Annotated in this window: 20 protein-coding genes; 5 read left to right on the plus strand and 15 right to left on the minus strand. The window is 69.5% G+C overall.

Features of this window, described 5'->3' with window-relative positions; translation table 11 throughout:
* Window positions 1-43 precede the first annotated feature (43 nt).
* The 8 genes from tsaD to J3476_RS05720 are packed head-to-tail and all read right to left on the minus strand — an operon-like array spanning window position 44 to window position 7,711.
* Window positions 44-1,066, minus strand: coding sequence for a tRNA (adenosine(37)-N6)-threonylcarbamoyltransferase complex transferase subunit TsaD (tsaD, locus tag J3476_RS05685; RefSeq protein ID WP_207065538.1), 1,023 nt, complete (start codon window positions 1,064-1,066; stop codon window positions 44-46).
* Window positions 1,063-1,518, minus strand: a complete 456-nt coding sequence (gene rimI, locus J3476_RS05690) for a ribosomal protein S18-alanine N-acetyltransferase (RefSeq protein ID WP_207065539.1) — start codon at window positions 1,516-1,518, stop codon at window positions 1,063-1,065. Before rimI ends, tsaD begins: the two co-directional genes overlap by 4 nt.
* Complete coding sequence (gene tsaB, locus J3476_RS05695) at window positions 1,515-2,144, minus strand: tRNA (adenosine(37)-N6)-threonylcarbamoyltransferase complex dimerization subunit type 1 TsaB (RefSeq protein WP_207065540.1); 630 nt, start codon at window positions 2,142-2,144, stop codon at window positions 1,515-1,517. The genes rimI and tsaB overlap by 4 nt, the downstream gene beginning before the upstream one ends.
* On the minus strand, window positions 2,141-2,605 hold the full coding sequence (gene tsaE, locus J3476_RS05700) for a tRNA (adenosine(37)-N6)-threonylcarbamoyltransferase complex ATPase subunit type 1 TsaE (protein ID WP_207065541.1): 465 nt from the start codon (window positions 2,603-2,605) through the stop codon (window positions 2,141-2,143). Before tsaE ends, tsaB begins: the two co-directional genes overlap by 4 nt.
* Window positions 2,598-3,686 (minus strand): alpha/beta fold hydrolase, encoded by a 1,089-nt coding sequence (locus tag J3476_RS05705; protein ID WP_207065542.1) that lies wholly within the window; start codon window positions 3,684-3,686, stop codon window positions 2,598-2,600. The genes tsaE and J3476_RS05705 overlap by 8 nt, the downstream gene beginning before the upstream one ends.
* Window positions 3,683-4,834, minus strand: a complete 1,152-nt coding sequence (gene alr / locus J3476_RS05710; RefSeq protein WP_207065628.1) for an alanine racemase — start codon at window positions 4,832-4,834, stop codon at window positions 3,683-3,685. Before alr ends, J3476_RS05705 begins: the two co-directional genes overlap by 4 nt.
* Before the next feature lie 44 nt (window positions 4,835-4,878).
* Window positions 4,879-6,285 (minus strand): glutamate decarboxylase, encoded by a 1,407-nt coding sequence (locus tag J3476_RS05715; protein ID WP_207065543.1) that lies wholly within the window; start codon window positions 6,283-6,285, stop codon window positions 4,879-4,881.
* 10 nt (window positions 6,286-6,295) lie between these two features.
* Window positions 6,296-7,711, minus strand: a complete 1,416-nt coding sequence (locus J3476_RS05720) for an NAD(P)H-hydrate dehydratase (RefSeq protein WP_207065629.1) — start codon at window positions 7,709-7,711, stop codon at window positions 6,296-6,298.
* A gap of 47 nt (window positions 7,712-7,758) precedes the next feature.
* Here J3476_RS05720 and J3476_RS05725 point away from each other — a divergent pair, with 47 nt between their 5' ends.
* On the plus strand, window positions 7,759-8,133 hold the full coding sequence (locus J3476_RS05725) for a nuclear transport factor 2 family protein (RefSeq protein WP_286182638.1): 375 nt from the start codon (window positions 7,759-7,761) through the stop codon (window positions 8,131-8,133).
* Window position 8,134: 1 nt separating this feature from the next.
* Here J3476_RS05725 and J3476_RS05730 read toward each other — a convergent pair whose 3' ends face one another.
* Both J3476_RS05730 and glmS read right to left on the minus strand, forming a co-directional pair.
* Window positions 8,135-8,518, minus strand: a complete 384-nt coding sequence (locus tag J3476_RS05730; RefSeq protein WP_207065544.1) for an STAS domain-containing protein — start codon at window positions 8,516-8,518, stop codon at window positions 8,135-8,137.
* 130 nt (window positions 8,519-8,648) lie between these two features.
* The gene (gene glmS, locus J3476_RS05735; RefSeq protein ID WP_207065545.1) at window positions 8,649-10,523 is read right to left on the minus strand and encodes a glutamine--fructose-6-phosphate transaminase (isomerizing); all 1,875 of its coding nucleotides are present in this window, start codon (window positions 10,521-10,523) and stop codon (window positions 8,649-8,651) included.
* A 55-nt stretch (window positions 10,524-10,578) separates the two neighbouring features.
* On the opposite strand from glmS, the gene J3476_RS05740 reads away from it, so the two are divergent.
* The 3 genes from J3476_RS05740 to J3476_RS05750 are packed head-to-tail and all read left to right on the plus strand — an operon-like array spanning window position 10,579 to window position 12,959.
* Window positions 10,579-11,424 carry a dienelactone hydrolase family protein gene (locus tag J3476_RS05740; RefSeq protein ID WP_207065546.1) on the plus strand — a complete coding sequence of 282 codons (846 nt, stop codon included), beginning with the start codon at window positions 10,579-10,581 and terminating at the stop codon, window positions 11,422-11,424.
* Window positions 11,425-11,474: 50 nt separating this feature from the next.
* A complete protein-coding gene (locus tag J3476_RS05745) occupies window positions 11,475-12,515 on the plus strand; it encodes an LLM class F420-dependent oxidoreductase (RefSeq protein ID WP_207065547.1) in 1,041 nt (346 codons plus the stop codon).
* Between the two features lie 21 nt (window positions 12,516-12,536).
* A complete protein-coding gene (locus J3476_RS05750) occupies window positions 12,537-12,959 on the plus strand; it encodes a PPOX class F420-dependent oxidoreductase (protein WP_207065548.1) in 423 nt (140 codons plus the stop codon).
* Window positions 12,960-12,968: 9 nt separating this feature from the next.
* Here the strand turns inward: J3476_RS05750 and J3476_RS05755 are convergent, their stop codons facing one another.
* Complete coding sequence (locus J3476_RS05755) at window positions 12,969-14,144, minus strand: geranylgeranyl reductase family protein (RefSeq protein WP_207065549.1); 1,176 nt, start codon at window positions 14,142-14,144, stop codon at window positions 12,969-12,971.
* Between the two features lie 98 nt (window positions 14,145-14,242).
* A complete protein-coding gene (locus tag J3476_RS05760; protein WP_207065631.1) occupies window positions 14,243-14,827 on the minus strand; it encodes a TetR/AcrR family transcriptional regulator in 585 nt (194 codons plus the stop codon).
* A 35-nt stretch (window positions 14,828-14,862) separates the two neighbouring features.
* Here J3476_RS05760 and J3476_RS05765 point away from each other — a divergent pair, with 35 nt between their 5' ends.
* Window positions 14,863-16,002 carry an acyl-CoA dehydrogenase family protein gene (locus J3476_RS05765; protein WP_207065550.1) on the plus strand — a complete coding sequence of 380 codons (1,140 nt, stop codon included), beginning with the start codon at window positions 14,863-14,865 and terminating at the stop codon, window positions 16,000-16,002.
* On the opposite strand, the gene J3476_RS05770 is transcribed toward J3476_RS05765, so the two are convergent.
* The 3 genes from J3476_RS05770 to glmM are packed head-to-tail and all read right to left on the minus strand — an operon-like array spanning window position 15,980 to window position 19,058.
* Window positions 15,980-17,377 carry a hypothetical protein gene (locus J3476_RS05770; RefSeq protein ID WP_207065551.1) on the minus strand — a complete coding sequence of 466 codons (1,398 nt, stop codon included), beginning with the start codon at window positions 17,375-17,377 and terminating at the stop codon, window positions 15,980-15,982. The genes J3476_RS05765 and J3476_RS05770 overlap by 23 nt on opposite strands.
* Window positions 17,370-17,684, minus strand: coding sequence for a type VII secretion target (locus J3476_RS05775; RefSeq protein ID WP_207065552.1), 315 nt, complete (start codon window positions 17,682-17,684; stop codon window positions 17,370-17,372). Before J3476_RS05775 ends, J3476_RS05770 begins: the two co-directional genes overlap by 8 nt.
* Window positions 17,685-17,720: 36 nt before the next feature.
* A complete protein-coding gene (glmM, locus tag J3476_RS05780; protein WP_207065553.1) occupies window positions 17,721-19,058 on the minus strand; it encodes a phosphoglucosamine mutase in 1,338 nt (445 codons plus the stop codon).
* Between the last annotated feature and the right edge of the window lie 48 nt (window positions 19,059-19,106).

Raw genomic sequence — 19,106 nt, forward strand, 5'->3', positions numbered from 1 at the left:
AACGACCCCAATGACCCACCACCGTTCTGACCGGGGCGTGCTGTCAGGCCACCTGGCCCTGCACCACCGGCAACCCGGGATCGCTGACAGCGTCCAGCGGGGACGGCTCAGCGCCGGCCGCGATCAGGTGCGCGGCGAAGGAGGCGATCATGGCGCCGTTGTCGGTGCACAACCGCGGGCGTGGAATGCGCAGCGTCATCCCGGCCGCCTCACAGCGCTCGGCGGCCAGTTCCCGAAGCCGCGAGTTGGCCGCCACTCCTCCGGCGATCAGCAGCGTGGACACCCCCAACTCGCGTGCGGCGCGCACTGCCTTGAGGGTCAGCACATCGGCCACCGCCTCTTGGAAGCCCGCGGCGATGTCGGCCTGCGAAGCCTCGGGATGGCGCTCCACATAGCGGGCCACGGCGGTCTTCAGGCCGGAGAAACTGAAGGCGTGCGGGTCGTCGCGCGGCCCGGTCATCCCCCGCGGAAACACGATGGCGTCGCGGTCCCCGTCACGGGCGAGCTCGTCGAGCACCCGGCCCCCGGGATAGCCCAGCCCGAGCAGCCGCGCCACCTTGTCGTAGGCCTCCCCGGCAGCGTCGTCGACAGTAGAGCCCAGCTCGACGATCGGCTCCCCCAGCGAACGCACATGCAGGAGATTGGTGTGTCCGCCCGACACCAGCAACCCGACGGCTTCGGGCAGTGGGCCATGGTCGAAGACGTCGGCGGCCAGGTGTCCGCCCAGATGATTCACGGCGTAGAACGGAACCCCCCAGGCCGCCGCGTAGGCCTTGGCCGCGGCCACCCCGACCAACAACGCGCCCGCCAGCCCCGGGCCGATCGTCGCCGCGACGACGTCGGGCCGCGCGATCCCGGCCGCGGCCAGGGCACGGCGCATCGTCGGCCCCAACGCCTCCAGATGCGCACGCGAGGCGATCTCGGGCACCACCCCACCGAACCGGGCATGCTCGTCGACGCTGGACGCCACCTCGTCGGCGAGCAGCGTGACCGAACCGTCGCCGCCGAGTTCAGCGATCCCGACACCGGTTTCGTCGCAGGAACTCTCGATAGCCAGAATGATCATCGCCGATCCCGTTTCATCGTGTAGGCGTCCGCGCCGCTGACCCGGTAGTACCGCTTACGCAGCCCCACCTGCTCGAAGCCCTCGCTCTCGTACAGCGCGATCGCCGCCGCGTTGTCGGTGCGGACCTCCAGGAAAATCGTGGCGTCGCCGGCGAAGTCGAACAGGCCGCGCAGCAGCTGCCGGCCGATTCCCTGCCCTTGATAGGCCGGATCGACGCCGATGGTGTGGACCTCGTACTCGAAGGGCTTCACGCGGCCCAGGCGTGCGATCCCGGCGTATCCCACCAGCTTGTCGTCGACGCGTGCCGCGACATAGTGGTTGTGCTTTGCGGCGAGCTCGGCCAGGAACGCGCGCTCGGGCCAGGGGTCGTCGCCGTCGAACAACAGCGACTCGAGCTCCGCGCAGCGGGCGGCATCACGCGGGGTCAGCGGGCCGTACACGACCGTGCTCATCGCGGGGCCGCCGGCGGCTTCGCGTCGGGCCTGCGCAGATAGAGCGGCACCAACGGCTGTGGCTCGACATCCCAATCAGCCACGGCGGCAACCAGTCCGGCGGCGCTCGGATACACCGGCGCCAGCCTGGGCAACTCGAACAACGCCGCGTGTTCAGGGGAGCCGGCCACCGCCCCGGCACCTGCGGGAACGTCGGTCGCAGCGTTGACGGCCGGACCGTCGACACGCACACCGTCACGGTAGCGACCCCAATACACTTCCCGGCGGCGCGCATCGGTGACGACCAGCACGTCACCCGTCGTCCCCGCCGCGATCGCATCCAGGCTGCACACCCCGCGCACCGCGATCCCGAGCGCATGCCCGAACGCTGCGGCGGTCGCCATCCCGACGCGCAGTCCGGTGAACGGGCCGGGCCCGCACCCCACCACGACCGCGTCGAGACGATCTGCGGCCAGCCCAGCGTCGGACAAGGCGCCCACGATGTTGGGGGTCAACTGCTCGGCGTGGGCGCGCGCGTCCACCGTGACACGCTCGGCGAGCACCTCATCACCCGACTCGTCGCACCGAACCACCCCCGCGGTGACGGCCGGGGTGGCGGTGTCGATCGCCAGGACAAACCTGCTCACGGCCGACTCCAATTCCAGATCGCCGTGCGGGTTTCGGTGTCGGGGGCGCGTTCCAGCCGGATGTCGAGGTGGCTGTCGGACAGCCGCTCGGCGACGCCTTCACCCCATTCGACGACGACGACCGCGTCGTCGAGGTCGGTGTCGAGATCCAGGGAGTCCAGCTCGCCGAGCAGGTCCACCGACGTCTGGTCCAGCAACCGGTACAGATCGACGTGCACCATCGCCGGCGCGCCGGCGCGACGAGCCCGATGCACCCGCGCCAGCACGAACGTCGGCGAGATCACCGGGCCCTCGACGTCCATCGCCTGTGCGATCCCCTTGGCCAGCACCGTTTTCCCGGCACCCAACGGCCCGGACAGCACCACCACGTCTCCGGCCCGCAGGGAGCGCCCCAAAGAGGCGCCCAAGGCGATCGTGTCCTCGGCGGTCGACAGCTCGGCCGTACCTCCCCGGTCAGCCATGCAACCCCACCCGCTGCCGCATCCGACGGGTCAACGCCACGAGTTTGGACGGCGTCGCCCGCTCGACGAGACGCACCAGCGCGTCGTCGATGACGTCGGGACGCTCGAGCTGCACGAGATGACCTGCGCCGCCGACGATCACGAGCTGAGACTTGGCCAGTTGGTCGGCCATGTCCTGCGAGTAGTCCATCGGCGTGAGCAGGTCACGGTCCCCGCAAGCGACCAGAGTCGGCACCTTGCTCAGCGTCGTCAGCCCCGCGGTCTCGTCGTGCACCTCCAGCGCATGCAGGAACTCCACCAGCGTCGCGATCGGGGTGTCGTGCATCATCCGCTCGGAGAAGGCATTCACGCTGCGACTGATCCGGTGATCCCCATAGGACGCCGCTCGCAGGATCGGACCGATCACCGAACGCGCCGCACCGCGTCCCCGATGTACGAGCGCCGGGGCGTACCTGGCTGTGAACCGAACCGCCTCCAACGCCGGGTTGTTCAGGATCTCACCCAACGGCGAACGCGCCACCCCCTCTGCGGCAGAGGCGATCAACGCCGCACCGACGACACTGGTGGGATAGCGCTGCGGATACTGCCGGGCATGCGACAGCACCGTCATGCCGCCCATCGAATGCCCGACCAGCACCACCGGGCCGCGGGGGGCCACCACTGCGAGCACGCTCTCGAGGTCCTGGCCCAACTGTTCGACGGTGTAGGTGTCCGGTGGCGCCTCCCCGGACTGGCCATGCCCGCGTTGATCGTAGAAAACCATGCGGACCTGCTCACCCCACTGCTCGCTGAGCCGGGCCCGCTGAAAGTGGAACGATCCCATCCGAAGGCAGAACCCGTGCGCGAAAATGACAGTGAGGCCTGCGTTCTCGGGACCGACCTCGCGCACGGCCAGCGGCACTCCGTCGGGCGTGGTGACGACAGAGCTGCGGTCGGCGTCGAGCAGCTCGAAATCCTCGTCCCGGTACGGATCGTCGTCGCTGAACTTGCGCCGCAACGACTTCGCCACCGACAGACCCGCGGCAGTGCCCACGGCGGTCACCCCGGCCGCACCGGCCAGCCACCCCGCCCGGGCGCTCACCGGGACCGACCTCCGCGCAGGTAGGCCCGTGCGATGCGCCGGCGGGGACTGGTCACGACCTCGTAGCTGATGGTGCCGAGCAGGTCCGCCCACTCCTGTGCGGTCGGTTCCCCGTGGTCACCGGGCCCGAAGAGGACGGCCTGGTCGCCCTCGGCGACGTCGACGGCTCCGGGTCCCAGGTCGACCACGAACTGGTCCATGCAGACCCGGCCCACATTGGGGTAGCGACGTCCGTTGATGCTCACCTGCATCCGATTGCTGAGCAACCGGAACACGCCGTCGGCGTAACCGGCGGGGATCAGCGCCAGTGTGGTGTCGCGCGTCGCCGTCCAGGTGTGCCCGTAGGACACGCTTTCACCCGCGGCGACGGGGCGCAGCAGGGTCACCGGGCACGTCACCGTCATCGCCGGACGCAGCCCGAGATCGCCGCGCTCGGGAACAGGGCTGAGTCCATAGGTCGCCAGGCCCGGGCGCACCATGTCGAAGGCCAGGTCCGGGCGCGTCATGGTGGCGGGCGAGTTGCTCAGGTGCACGACCTCGAACTCGAGTCCGAAGTCGCGGGCCAGCATCGCGCGGGCGGTGAGCCGGCGGGCCTGCTCGTCGTTGAAGGGATGTTCGGGGTCGTCTCCGTGCGCCAGGTGCGACATCAGCCCCCGTACCCGCACCGCGTCGTCGGCGCAGGCCCTGCGCAGCCCGTCGAGCACCGCCGGGTAGTCGCTCTCCCCCACGCCGTTGCGGTTGAGCCCGGTGTCGGTCTTGACGGTCACCGTGGCCTGACAGCCGGTGCGCGACACCGCGTCGAGCAGGTCGGCGAGCTGGCGGGGCGAGGAGACGGCGATCTGGACGCCGGCCTGCAGTGCGGGCGCGAAGTCGGTGCCGGGCGGGTGCAGCCAGGCCAGCACCGGTGCGGTGATACCGGCCTGGCGCAGGTGCACCGCCTCGGCGACGGTCGCGACCCCCAACTCGGCGGCACCCGCTTCCAACGCCGCCCGGGCCACCTCCGTGGCGCCGTGGCCGTAGCCGTCGGCCTTGACGACGGTCATCACCGCGGCTGACCCGGCGCGTTCGCGCAGCACAGCGACGTTGTCGGCGATCGCGTCGAGGTCGACTGACGCGACGGGCAGAGCCCCCGACAGGTGCTGGGTCATGTTCGGCGTGGTGGTCACTGCACCCGATTGTCCCAGGCGCGGTGTCAGTGGGCGAAATGCGCCTCGTCGGCGAACCCGCCCACGTCGATGGCATCGAGCTTGTCGAGGACCTTGACCAGGTCGTCACGCAGGGCGCGGGCCAGGTTCGCCGAGAAGCCCTCTCGGACCACGATCCGCAGCACCGCGATGTCGGCCGCGTCGTCGGGCATGGTGTAGGCGGGGACCTGCCAGCCGAACCCGCGCAGCAGCGCCGAGACGTCGAAGACCGTGTATTTGATGCCGTCGACCAGCTTGAACGCCACCACCGGGATGGCCGATCCGTCGGAGATCACCTCGAAGACCGGCTTCCGGTCGGGTCCGGTCATCCCGGCCAGTTCGTGGGCCAGCCACTGCGCGTTCTCCGACAGGCACCGCATCACCTGCAGATAGCCGTCGCGGCCGAGCCGCAGGAAGTTGTAGTACTGACCCACCACCTGGTTGCCGGGCCGGGAGAAGTTCAGCGTGAACGTCGGCATGTCGCCGCCGAGGTAGTTGACCCGGAACACCAGGTCCTCGGGCAGGTGCTCGGCATTGCGCCAGACCACGAAGCCGATGCCGGGATAGGTCAGCCCGTATTTGTGTCCGCTGACGTTGATCGACACGACCCGGGGAAGCCGGAAATCCCACACCACGTCCGGATGCAGGAACGGCACCACGAACCCGCCGCTGGCGGCGTCGACGTGCACCGGCACATCGCACCCGCCGTCAGCAGCGAGCTTGTCCAGCGCGGCGCAGATGTCCCCGACGGGCTCGAGTTCGCCGGTGAACGTGGTGCCCAGGATCGCCACCACCCCGATCGTGTTCTCGTCGACGGCGTCGACGACCTGTTCGGGGGTGATGACGTAGCGCCCCTCCTCCATCGGCAGATAGCGGGCTTCGACATCGAAGTAGCGACAGAACTTCTCCCACACCACCTGCACGTTGGAACCCATGACCAGGTTGGGGGTGCGGTTCTTCCAGTCCCGTCCCTCTCCGGAACCGGCCCGCTCGCGCCACCGCCACTTCATCGCCAGCCCGGCGAGCATCACCGCCTCGCTGGAGCCTACGGTGGACACCCCGGTCGCACTGGACGGATCGTCGTCGCGCAGGTCCTCGGCGTGGAACAGGTCGGCCACCATGCACACGCAGCGCTGCTCGATCGCCGCGGTGACCGGATACTCGTCCTTGTCGATCATGTTCTTGTCGAAAGTCTCCGACATCAGCTGCCCCGCTTCGGGATCCATCCACGTGGTGACGAACGTCGCCAGGTTCAACCGTGAGCTGCCGTCGAGCATCAACTCGTCGTGGATGAACCGGTAGGCATTCTCCGGGTCGAGGGACTCGTCGGGCAGCCGCAGCGCCGGGATGGGTGAGGTGGACATCCGGCCCGTGTAGGCGGGGGTCAGAGACGAGTGACGTGAGACGTTGGGCATGCCCCTATTTCTAGAGGATCGAACCCAACGCTGTGCGCAGATGCGCCAGGATCTGCGACGACGACGTCGGCACCGGAGCCGGACCGGGATCGCAGGCCGCCGCCCCGGCGGCGCGCGAGTGCACGAACGCCGCCGCCGCTGCGGCCTCACCCGGCGGCAGACCGCCGGCCAGCAGCGCTCCGATGACCCCGGTGAGCACGTCACCCGAGCCCGCGGTGGCCGCCCAGGAATTGCCGGCGACGTTGAGGTAGACCGGCCCGGCCCCTGGCTCGGCGATGACGGTGACGTTGCCCTTCAACAGGACGGTCACCCCCAACCGATCGGCGAGCTTGCGGGTGTCGGCGATGCGGTCGTCGCCCGGCGGCGACCCCGCCAGACGGGCGAACTCACCGGCATGCGGTGTCAGCACCGTGGGCGGCTCCCGATCGGCCACCAGCTCCGGGTGCGCCGACAAGATCGTCAGCCCGTCGGCGTCGACGATCACCGGCAGATCGGACTCGAGCGCGAAGCACAGCGCGGACGCGCCCGCCTCGTCGGTGCCCAGCCCGGGTCCCACCGCCCAGGCCTGGACCCGGCCCGCGGTGGCGTGGCTGGGTGTGGCGATCACCTCGGGCCAGTGCGAAACCACCTCGCCCGCCGCGGTTCCCGCGTAACGCACCATGCCCGAGTGGGCCGCGACCGCCGCACCGGTGCACAGGATCGCCGCCCCGGGGTACGTCGACGACCCTGCCATCACGCCGGTGACGCCCTGGCTGTACTTGTCGTCGGCACGTCCGGGCACCGGCCAGCGCGCGGCGACGTCGGCGGCCTCGAACCCGAGAATGTCCGAGGGCGGCAGGTCCAGCCCGATGTCGACGAGTTCGACCCTGCCGCAGCGTCCGAGCGCATGCACCGGTTTGAGTCCGCCGAACGTGACGGTCAGCGCGGCGTCGACGTGGGCCCCCTCGGCGGCCCCGGTGTGCACGTCCAGACCGCTGGGCAGATCAACGGCGACGACGGGGATACCGGCCTGCTCCACGGCGGCGAACACCTCGGCCGCATTCGGCCGCAACGCACCTGAGCCCGAGATTCCGACGACGCCGTCGATCACCAGATCAGTTGCCGCTGGCACGGTTTCGACGATGCGGCCACCGGCGGCGCGGAATGCGGACAGCGCCTTGGGGTGCGCTTTGTCGGGGTTGAGCAGGACCGCGCGGGCACCGGCACCGCGACGCTTCAGCAGCGTCGCCGCCCACAGCGCGTCTCCGCCGTTGTCGCCGGAACCGACGACTGCGCACACGGTGCGACCGTTGACAGTTCCCAGCTCCCGGCTGATCGCGGTGGCCAGCCCGAACGCCGCGCGGCGCATCAGTACCCCGTCGGGCAGCGCGGCCAGTAGCGGCGCCTCGGAGTCGCGGATCTGCTGGGCGGTGTAGTAGGACCGCATGAGTTCCACGCTACGCGGCGACGTTCTGGTCATGGAGCACAGTGGGTATGACGACAGGCATGACGTTGAGTGAACTGCTCGAACTCGAACACGCCGGCTGGCGGTCGCTGTGCGACGGCACCGGCGATCAGTTCTACGGCTCGCTGATGACCGACGACGCGGTCATGGTGTTGGCCAACGGCATGGTGATGGACCGTGCGACCGTGACGGCGGCGCTGGGCCAGTCACCGCCGTGGGCGCGCTATGACATCACCGACGTGCGGGTGATCGAGATCTCCGCGGACACCGCCGCGCTGGTCTACACCGGCACCGCGCACCGGGACGGACAGCCCGAACCGTTCGTGGCGGCGATGTCGTCGGTGTATCACCGCACAGCCGATGGGTGGAGACTGGTGCTGTACCAGCAGTCGCCTCGCGGCTGAGTCAGGTCGCGGTGGCCGGTCGTCCGGCTCGCGCGTCCTCGAGGGTCGGATAGAGGTCGATGATCTGGTCGACGCACATCAGGCGCATCGGCCTGCTCGTCGCCGGCCCCTCGGCGACCACCCGCAGCGACACCCCCGCCGGTTCGGTCAGGCGGTGCGTCTCGACGAGCACGCTGATTCCCGCCGAGGACAGAAACGTGACGTCGAGGAGGTCGACGATCAGCAGCGCAGCACCGCCGCTCAACGCGACGTCCAGGTGTGTCATCAGCGTCGGCGCGGTGAGCACGTCCAGATCGCCGGCGACGTGCAGCACCAGCGCGTCACCGTCGCGGCGTGGGCTCACCGTGCAGCGACCGCTGCGTTCGTACCCATGGTGTTCCAGCATGTGATTTCCCGACCTTTGTTTGCGCAGATAAGCGCGGTCGCACCGGATTCGTCAGAGGAGCCACGGCAGCGGCGACCAAGCTGCCAGAAAACTCATACTTTTCTTATCGAACCCACATGCTTCGGCGTTACTACTCGACGGTCACCGACTTGGCCAGGTTGCGCGGCTTGTCCACGTCGTAGCCGCGAGCCCGGGCCACGCCGGCAGCGAACAGCTGCATCGGAATGGTCGACAGCAGCGGCTGGAAAAGCGTTGGCACCGAAGGGATCTCGATCAGGTGATCGGCGTAGGGCCGCACCGTGTCATCGTCCTCCTCGGCGATGACGATCGTGATGGCCCCGCGGGCCTGGATCTCCCGGATGTTCGACAACAGCTTGGCGTGCAGCATCGCGGCGTTCTTCGGCGACGGCATCACCACGATCACCGGCAGGTTGTCCTCGATCAGCGCGATCGGGCCGTGTTTGAGCTCGCCGGCCGCGAAGCCCTCGGCGTGCATGTATGCCAGCTCCTTGAGCTTGAGGGCTCCCTCGAGCGCCACCGGGAACCCGACATGGCGACCGAGGAACAGCACCGTCGGCGACGGAGCGAACTGCTGCGCCAGCTGCATCACCGGCTCGGCGGTGGCCAGCACCCGCGAGATCATCTCGGGCATGGCTTCCAGATCGTGGTACTCGCGGGCCACCTCGTCGGGGTATTTGGTGCCGCGCGCCTGGGCGAGGGCAAGCCCGACAAGATAATTGGCGGCGATCTGGGCCAGGAACGTCTTCGTCGAGGCCACCCCGACCTCCGGTCCGGCGCGCGTGTAGAGCACCGCGTCGCACTCCCGGGGAATCTGGCTGCCGTTGGTGTTGCAGATCGCCAGCACCTTGGCCTTCTGCTCCTTGGCGTGGCGCACCGCCTCGAGCGTGTCGGCGGTCTCACCGGACTGTGAGATCGCCACGACCAGCGTGTGGCTGTCCAGGACCGGATCGCGATACCGGAACTCGCTGGCCAGTTCGACCTCGACCGGCAGCCGCGTCCAGTGCTCGATGGCGTACTTGGCCAGCATCCCGGAGTGATAGGCGGTGCCGCAGGCCACGACGAAGACCTTGTCGATGTCGCGGAGCTCCTGGTCCGACAGGCGCTGCTCGTCCAGCACGATGCGGTTGTCGACGAAGTGGCCCAACAGCGTGTCCGACACCGCGTCGGGCTGCTCGGCGATCTCCTTGAGCATGAAGTACTCGTAGCCGCCCTTCTCGGCGGCCGAGGTGTCCCAGTCGATGTGGAACCTGCGGTAGTCGACATCGGCCACGGCGGGGTTACCGTCGAAATCGGTGATCCGGTAGCCCCCGGCGGTGACGACCACCGCCTGGTCCTGACCCAACTCGACGGCCTCGCGGGTGTGTTCGATGAACGCCGCGACGTCGGAGCCGACGAACATCTCGCCATCGCCCACACCGAGCACCAGCGGGGTCGAGCGGCGCGCAGCCACGATCGTGCCCGGCTCGTCGGCATGGGCGAACACCAGGGTGAAATGCCCCTCCAGGCGGCGCAGCACGGCCAGCACCGACGCCGCGAAATCGCCGGCGTGCCTGCCGTGGGCGAACTCGCGCGCCACCAGGTGCACCGAGACCTCGGTGTCGGTGTCGCTGGCGAACTCCACGCCTGCGAGCTCCAGCTCGTGACGCAACGCGGCGTAGTTCTCGATGATGCCGTTGTGCACGACCGCGACCTTGCCGGTGGCATCGCGGTGCGGGTGGGCGTTGCGATCGGTGGGCCTGCCATGCGTCGCCCACCGGGTGTGTCCGAGCCCGGTCGCTCCGCTGGCGCCGTTGATACCGGCCTCGTCCAGCGCTGCTTCCAGGTTCGCCACGCGACCCGCCTTGCGACTCACGATGAGCCCACCACTACCGTCGAGAAGCGCGACGCCTGCCGAGTCGTAACCCCGGTACTCCATGCGGCGCAGCGCATCGACGACGATCTCGCAGGCAGGGCGCTGCCCGACGTAGCCGACGATTCCGCACATAGGCAACCAGGGTACGGCAGAAGCACCTCGAACCCTGGTGGGCTACGGTCTTCGGGTGGCGAGTACCAAGAAGCTCTTTGGCGCGCTGACCCGGCGCGGTCCACAGCGCGTCATGCGGGGTGACCTGGGTTTTGCCGGTCTGCCCGGGGTCGTCTACACCCCGGCGGCGGGTACGAACCTGCCTGGAGTGGTGTTCGCTCACGACTGGATCACATCGGCACACCGCTACCACGCGACACTCGAGCATCTGGCTTCCTGGGGCATCGTCGCCGCCGGTGTCGACACCGAGATCGGGTTCGCCCCGTCGGCACTGAATCTGGCCTATGACATGGGCACCGCGCTCGACATCATCGCGGGCGTGCGCCTGGGCACCGGCGACATCAGCGTGCATCCCGAGAAGCTCGGGGTCGCCGGTCACGGCTTCGGTGCGTCGGCGGCGGTGTTCGCCGCGGCGGGGATGCCGAGCAGAGTCAAAGCGGCCTTCGCGGCCTATCCCACGGTCAGCAGCCCGCCTGCCGAGCAACCTGCGGCCACCCTGACGGTGCCGGGGCTGATCTTGACCGCCCCCGGTGACCCCATGACGTTGCGATCCAACGCGGTCGAGCTGGCGCGGGTGTGGAAATCCGCGACCCTGCGCTCGACACCCAAAGCCAAGTCCGGCGGCCTGGTGGAGGGCCGGCGGCTGGGCCGTGTCGTCGGACTGCCCGGCGCCGACAAGAGCTCGCAGAAAACCGTGCGGGCGCTGATGACCGGATATCTGCTGTACCAGCTGGCAGGCGACAAGCAGTACCGCGACTTCGCCGATGCCGAGGTCGAGCTGCCGAAGGCGCCGGTGATGGACCCGTTCGCCGACGATCCCGTGGACCTCGAGAACAAGGTCGTCGCGCTGCTCAAGCCGTAGCATCCCGCCCACGCGCACCCAACCAACCGGTTGGGGTATATAACTTTGTGATGCGCACCGGCATCTTCCTGAGTTACGCGGGCGGCTTCCTGGAGGCCGTCGACGAGGTCGTCGAACTCGAGAAGCTCGGGGTCGACCTGGCCCTGGTGGCCGAGGCCTACTCCTATGACGCGATCAGCCAACTGGGTTTCCTGGCCGCCCGCACCTCCCGCATCGAGTTGGGCACCGGCGTGGTCCCGATCTACACCCGCACCCCCGCTCTGATGGCGATGACGGCCGCCGGCCTCGACTACGTCTCCGACGGCCGCTTCCGGCTGGGACTGGGCACCTCCGGCCCGCAGGTCATCGAGGGCTTTCACGGTCTCCCGTTCGACGCACCGCTCGGGCGTACGCGGGAGGTCGTCGACATCTGCCGGCAGGTGTGGCGACGGGAGCGGCTGGCCTACGACGGCAAGCACTACCAGCTTCCGCTGCCCGCCGAGAAGGGCACCGGCCTGGGCAAACCTCTCAAGCTGATCAACCATCCGGTCCGCGAGCGCATCCCGATCACGATCGCTGCGCTCGGACCCAAGAACGTCGAGCTGACCGCCGAGATCGCCGAGGGGTGGCAGCCGGTGTTCTTCTACCCGGAGAAGGCCGACGAGGTCTGGGGTGACGCGCTGCGCGCCGGTGCCGCCAAACGCGACCCGGCCCTGGGTCCGCTCGACGTGATGGTCAGCGCGAGCCTGGCCATCGGCGACGACGTCGACGAACGGCTGTCGTGGGCCAAGCCGCAGCTGGCGCTCTACATCGGCGGTATGGGGGCACGCGGCCGGAACTTCTATCACAGCCTGGCCACGCGGTACGGGTTCGGTGAGGTCGCCGACCACATCCAGGATCTGTACCTGGCGGGCAAGAAGGCCGAGGCCATCGACGCGGTTCCCGATGACCTGGTTCGGCAGGTCTCGCTCGTCGGACCGGCCGGCTTCGTCAAGGAGCGAGTAGCCGCCTTCGCCGATGCCGGCGTCACGACCCTGTTGGTGCATCCGCTGTCGGGTGATCGCCGCGAGACCGTCGGCTTCGTCGAGGAATTGCAGAAGCTGCTGCCCTGACGGCGACCGTAGGCTGAGTCCATGGCTGAGCTGACCGACGACGTCATCGAATTCCTCTCCGAGGGCACCCGCACCGCCAAGCTGGGCTACGTCGCCGCCGACGGGCGGCCACTGGTCGCGCCGGTGTGGTTCGTCGTCGACGGCCGCGAGCTCGTTTTCAACACGGGCAGGGACACCGCCAAGGGCCGGGCGCTGCGCCGGGACCCGCGGGTCGTGGTGTGCGTCGACGACGAACGGCCGCCGTTCTCGTTCGTCCAGGTGCAGGGCGAGGTGACGCTCAGCGAGGACCCCGAGGAGCTGGTCGCCACCGCCACCCGGATCGGCGGCCGCTACATGGGTGCCGACCGCGCCCAGGAGTTCGGCCGCCGCAACGGAGTGCCTGGTGAACTGGTCGTGCGGGTGCGGCCGACCAAGATCGTCAAGGCTTTCGACCTGGCCGACTGACAGCCGGCCTCAACTGCCCGACAGGGTGTTCTCCCAGAACAGCAGTCGCGCGCGGAACCGGGGGTGAGCCACTTTGTCCAGCACCGTGAGCCCGGCTGTGGTCAGGGCGGGCACGCCGACCAAGCGGTGGAACATCCTCCCGCGCCGGTACTCGCGGCCCCACGTCGCGTTGACCGCCTGCTCGTAGTGGGTGAAGTCGGTGGGCCCACCGTTGGCCAGCGCGGCGACCGCGCACTCCCCGGCGGCCAGCCCCGATTGCAGCGCCTTGGAAATCCCGGCACCCGATACCGGGCGGGCGGCGCCCATCGCATCACCGGCGAACAGCACGCCCGGGCGCCAGGGCGGCCAGGCCGTGAAACCCATCGGCAACCGCCAGCCCTGCAACGCCTTGGACTTCTGCAGAGCGCCGACCGGCGGCAGCTCCCAGTCAGGCGGCAAAGTGGCCATGAACTGTCCCAGCAACTCGGCTGCGTTGATCTGTTTCCAGTGCCGGTAGCTGTTCACGTAACCCAGCCCCACGTTGACCCGTCCGTCGCCCAGAGGGAACACCCAGCCGTAGCCGGGCAATTGATCGCCGCGGTGGGAGATCTTCAGATGAATGTCCAGAGAGTCGGAGTCGGGGCGAACCGCGGACATCTCGGCACGTATCGCGATGGCTGAGTAACCGTGATAGCGACTGTCCAGCTTCAGTGAGCGTTTGACCGGCGAATAGGCGCCGTCTGCAGCGATCACCGCGTCGGCACGCACCTGCTCGCCGCCCTTCAGCGTGATGCCGGTGACGCGGCCGTCCTCGTCGGTGACGGCACCGACAACCTCCTCACCCTGCCTCACGTCGGCCCCGGCCGATGCGGCGTGGTCGATCAGCATGGTGTCCAACTGGGTGCGGCGGATGCCGTGGCCGTGGTCGGGCATCCCGGGCCGGTTCGGGAAAGACAGCTCCCATTCGCTGGGACTGAAGATGGTGGCGCGGTTGAGCCGGTGGAAGCGAGCCACCTCGTCACCCAGCCCCATCTTCTGCAGGTAACTCACCGCGCGTGGAGTCAGTCCGTCGCCGCACGGCTTGTCCCGCGGGAATTCCGCCTTGTCACACAACAACACGCGGGCCCCGTTCCGGACGGCCTGCCAGGCGGCCGCCGATCCTGCCGGCCCACCGCCGGCCACCACTACGTCGTATCGGTCAGTCATCGAATACCGCCTTCGCTCGCCTGAGTGGTCGTCAGGTATTCGACGCTGTCAGCGTTGCGGACTGCCCGTTCAGCAAACTGACAGGAATACCCTGCCCATCAGGCTCGGATGCCCGCGGTGACTATCGCGGCGAGCTCGCGGTAGGCATCGGCATCGTCGAGCCCGGTGGTGCGCCGCACCACGCGCTGTTGGATGCGCACCATCGCCGCGGCAACCAGATCGGCGGCGAACGCGGCATGCACGTCACGGAAGTCGCCGGCCGCGACGCCTTCGGCGATCAGTTCCTGCACCCGGCGGGCGGCGATGCCGGTGTTCTGCTCGTAGACCGCCCGAGCCGGAGCGAAGCCGTCGAGGTCGGTCATGAACTGCTCGGAGGCGGGGTCCAGTGCCGCCCCGACCGCGGACAGATAGGCGGCGATCCGGTCCCGCGCACCGGTGGTGGCCGCCACCCGGTCCTCGACGAACTCGGTCGCCGAGCGGAAGAAGTGCACCGTCGCCGCCTGGACGAGCTGCTCCTTGCTCGCCGCGAGCGTGTAGAGCGTGGACTTCGAACAGCGCAGCCGTGCGGCCATGTCGTCGAGGGTCAGATGCGCGAAACCCTCGGCCAGCAACAGCGCGACCAGCGCGTCGAACAATTCGGTCCGCCGCCGGGTGGCGAACGCTGGCCTGGTCACCCGCTCAATAGTACTGCAGAACGTCCTGTAGTACTGTTCGCGGTATGGCTGTAGACCGGCTGCTGCCGACCGACGAGGCCCGCGACGTGGTCGAGCTCGCGCGACAGATCGCCGACAAGACCCTCGCGCCGATCGTCGACCATCACGAGAAGCACGAGACCTATCCCGAAGGCGTGTTCGCCACGCTCGGCGAAGCCGGGCTGCTGAGCCTGCCCTACCCCGAGCGGTGGGGTGGCGGCGGGCAGCCCTACGAGGTCTACCTGCAGGTACTCGAAGAACTTGCCGCCCGCTGGGCGGCCGTGGCCGTCGCGGTCAGTGTGCACAGCCTCTCGTGTCATCCGCTGATGTCCTTCGGCACCGACGAACAGCGGCAGCGTTGGCTACCGGACATGCTGGGCGGTGCCACGATCGGCGCCTACAGCCTCTCCGAACCACAGGCCGGGTCGGACGCCGCCGCCCTGAGCTGCCGAGCCGCCGCCGACGGCGACGGCTACCGGATCACCGGCGCCAAGGCGTGGATCACCCACGGCGGGATCGCGGACTTCTACAACCTGTTCGCCCGCACCGCGGAGGGTTCGCAGGGCATCTCGTGTTTCCTCGTGCCCCGCGACACCGCCGGCCTCACGTTCGGCAGACCCGAAGAGAAGATGGGGCTGCATGCGGTGCCCACCACGGCCGCACACTACGACGACGCATTCGTGCCAGCTGACCGGCGCATCGGGACCGAGGGGCAGGGTCTGCAGATCGCCTTCAGTGCACTGGATTCCGGGCGCCTCGGTATCGCCGCGGTGGCCGTCGGGCTGGCGCAGGCCGCCCTCGACGAGGCAGTCTCCTACAGTCAGCAGCGAACGACGTTCGGCCGCAAGATCATCGACCATCAGGGGCTGGGATTCCTGCTCGCCGACATGGCCGCCGCAGTCGACGCCGCACGGGCCACCTATCTCGACGCGGCCCGCCGCCGCGACGCCGGGATGCCGTACTCGCGCCAGGCGTCGGTCGCCAAGCTCATCGCGACGGACGCGGCGATGAAGGTGACCACCGATGCCGTGCAGGTGTTCGGCGGAGCCGGCTACACCCGCGACTACCGGGTGGAGCGGTACATGCGCGAGGCCAAGATCATGCAGATCTTCGAGGGCACCAACCAGATTCAGCGGCTGGTGATCAGCCGCCACCTGGCTCGCTAGGTTGCGCTTCGCCGACCTGCGGTAGTTCGTCGGCAGCGATCTCGCACGGAGTGCGCTCGTCGACCTCGGTCTCCGCCACCGGCGGCAGCGGCTCGGCCGGCGGGGGCGGCGGAGGCGGCGGTGTCGGTGCGGGCATCGGTTCACCGGCGGCACCCTCCCCCGGCTCCTCCTCGGGCTCGCCCTCGGGGTTCTCGTCGAGGTCCTCCGCGGGGTCCTCACCGGCGTCGCCCTCGGGGTCCTCGTCGTCCTCGTCGTCCTCGTGGGCGTCGTCCTCGAGCTCCACGGTGTCGACAGGGTCGTCCAATTCGGGCACGTCGAGCGGTGGCGGGTCGGGCAGGCCACCGCCGCCGCCCAACAGTCCGGTCAGCGCGTCGGCGAACGGCTGACCCAACCCGGACAGACCGCCGCCCCCGCCGAGCCCGGGCAGCGCCGGGCCCGCCGAACCCAGTGACGGCATGGCAGGCGGAGCCGCTTCCGCGGGCGCAGGAGACATATCGGCCGGAGCGGGTGCCGGCCACGCGGCGGGCACCGTGGCCGGAGCAGGTACCGCGGGAGCGGTGACGCCGCCGGCCGAACCGACAACCGGCGCCGGAGCCGGAGCCGGAGCCGGCATCGATGCCACCGACCGTGGCTCCTCATCGGGCCAGTCACCGCTCGGCGGTGTCGGGGCGCTCCACACGGGGCCGAGATCACCGGGAATCGCGAAATCGGCAAGCCGCGCTCCCGCGATGTCGCCCGTCGCCTGCCGGTAGGCGGTGGTGACCGACGACATCGCGGTCCGCATCGCTGCGAGCCAGTCGGTGCGAATCACGCTGTCCACAAACGGTTTCACCGCGTGGTCGACAAGCTCGCCGGCCGTGGACCGGTCACCCACACCGGACGTGACGGTCGCAGCGGCCGCCGACCAGTCGGTCCGCGTCGTGGCGGCTCTGCCCTCGATCTCGATGACCGCGCCGACCTTGTCGTCGACGGCTTCCCAGAGTTGTTCCCGCAGCGCCTCCATCGCCTCGCGAGCCGTATGCAGGGCGGCCGCCAGCGTGGCCGATGCGTCACTGTGACGGCGCAGGAACTCCGCGGACGTGGCCGCGCCGACTCCCTGCCACAGGTCCGGCAGCGCGGCGCGTTGCCGGTCCTGCACCTGGACGGCCTCGTCCGCGGCGGATGCGGCCGCCTCGAGCACACCGCAATCGTGGAGCAGCGCTTCGAGGTCCATGCCGTCCTCGTTGCGGTACCAGTCCTGCAACTGGCCCGCGTGCACGGTCAGGTCGGGGTGCCGGTACCCCACCTGCGCGCTGGCGGCGACATACTGTTGCACCGTCAGTACCGCTGGCATGCCGTCGGCCAATCGCGCTGTGACGTCACACATCTCAGCCATGTGCGGCGATCTGGTCGGCCGACCGGTCAGCGGCCGCCCCGTACCGGATCGCCGAGTTCTGCAATGCCACAGCGATCTCGGCTGCGGCGCGCGACCACAGACGCATCGCCGTCGACAGCTCGGCGAGGGCCGTGGCCAGCTCGCCGCCGTGCGCGGCGTAGGCACGGCCCGAAAGCGCGGCGCCGAAACGTAGACTTCCCAATTGGTTACGCACCGCCGCGTCGATGATCGCCGATGCCGTGTCGTATTCGCGCGCCATCGCGCGCAGTCCTGCGGTGTCCACCCGCGTCGCCCCAGCCGATCCCATACGAGATCAGACGCGGGCGAGCCGCGATCGGTTCCCTCAGTTCTGGGCGCTGACCGACTCGGCCACGCGCGCCGCCAATTGTCTGGCGGTGTCCTCATCCGCCGCCTCGACCATCACGCGCACCATCTGTTCGGTGCCCGAGGGGCGCAGCAGGATCCGTCCGGTGTCGCCGAGCTCGGCCTCCGCCCGGGCGACCGCTTCTTGCACCGACGGCGCTCGGGCCACCGCTGCCTTGTCTGTGACCTCGACGTTGATCAGCACCTGAGGCAGCGTCTGCATCGGTTCGGCCAGCGCGGCCAGGCTTCGGCGGGTCTGGGCCATCCGGGCCATCAGCCGCAACCCGGTGACGATGCCGTCGCCGGTGGTGCCGAACGCCGGCAGCACGATGTGGCCGGACTGCTCGCCGCCGAGCGAGAACTCACCGGCACGGAGTTCCTCGAGCACATAGCGGTCGCCGACACCGGTGGTGCGGACCTGCACACCGGCCGCGCGCATCGCCAGGTGCAGACCCAGGTTGCTCATCACGGTCGCCACCAGCGTGTCGGAGGCCAGCTCGCCGGCCTCCTGCATGGCCAGGGCCAGCACCACCATGATCGCGTCACCGTCGATCACCGTGCCGTCCGCGGCCACGGCCAGGCAGCGGTCGGCGTCACCGTCATGGGCCAGGCCCAGATCGGCACCGTGGCTGACCACGGCCGCGCGCAACGTCTCCATGTGCGTCGAGCCGCACCCGTCGTTGATGTTCAACCCGTCCGGCTCGGCGTGAATCGGCACCACGGTGGCGCCGGCCGCCCGATAGGCGTCCGGCGCGGCCGTCGACGCGGCACCGTGCGCGCAGTCGACCACCACGGTCAATCCGTCGAGCCGGGTGGTGGCGGCCTTGCCGACGTGGCGCAGATAACGCTCCAACGCGTCCTCGGCGTCGACGATTCGCCCGATTCCCGCGCCGGTCGGGCGGTTGCCCGGGCCCTGACGGACCAGCTCCTCGATGCGATCCTCGGTCGCGTCGTCCAGCTTGAGGCCGCCGGGGCCGAAGATCTTGATGCCGTTGTCGGGCATCGGGTTGTGCGACGCGGAGATCATCACGCCGAAGTCGGCGTCGTAGGCGCTGGTCAGATACGCCACGGCGGGGGTGGGCAGCACGCCGACCCGCAGCGCATCCACTCCTTCGCTGGTCAGCCCGGCGATCACCGCAGCTTCCAGCATCTCCCCGCTGGCGCGCGGGTCCCGACCGACGACCGCGACCCGCCTGCGGGTCGCGCCGGTTCTGATGAGCCGCCGGGCCGCGGCCGCCCCCAGCGCTACCGCGAGCTCAGCGGTCAGGTCCTGGTTGGCGACGCCGCGCACTCCGTCGGTGCCGAACAGTCGAGCCATCGTGCCAACCTCTCACAGCCGCCCGCGAGGAAGCCAACCGGCGACAGG

The organism is Mycobacterium sp. PO1 (genome assembly GCF_017312405.1).
Taxonomy (GTDB): domain Bacteria; phylum Actinomycetota; class Actinomycetes; order Mycobacteriales; family Mycobacteriaceae; genus Mycobacterium.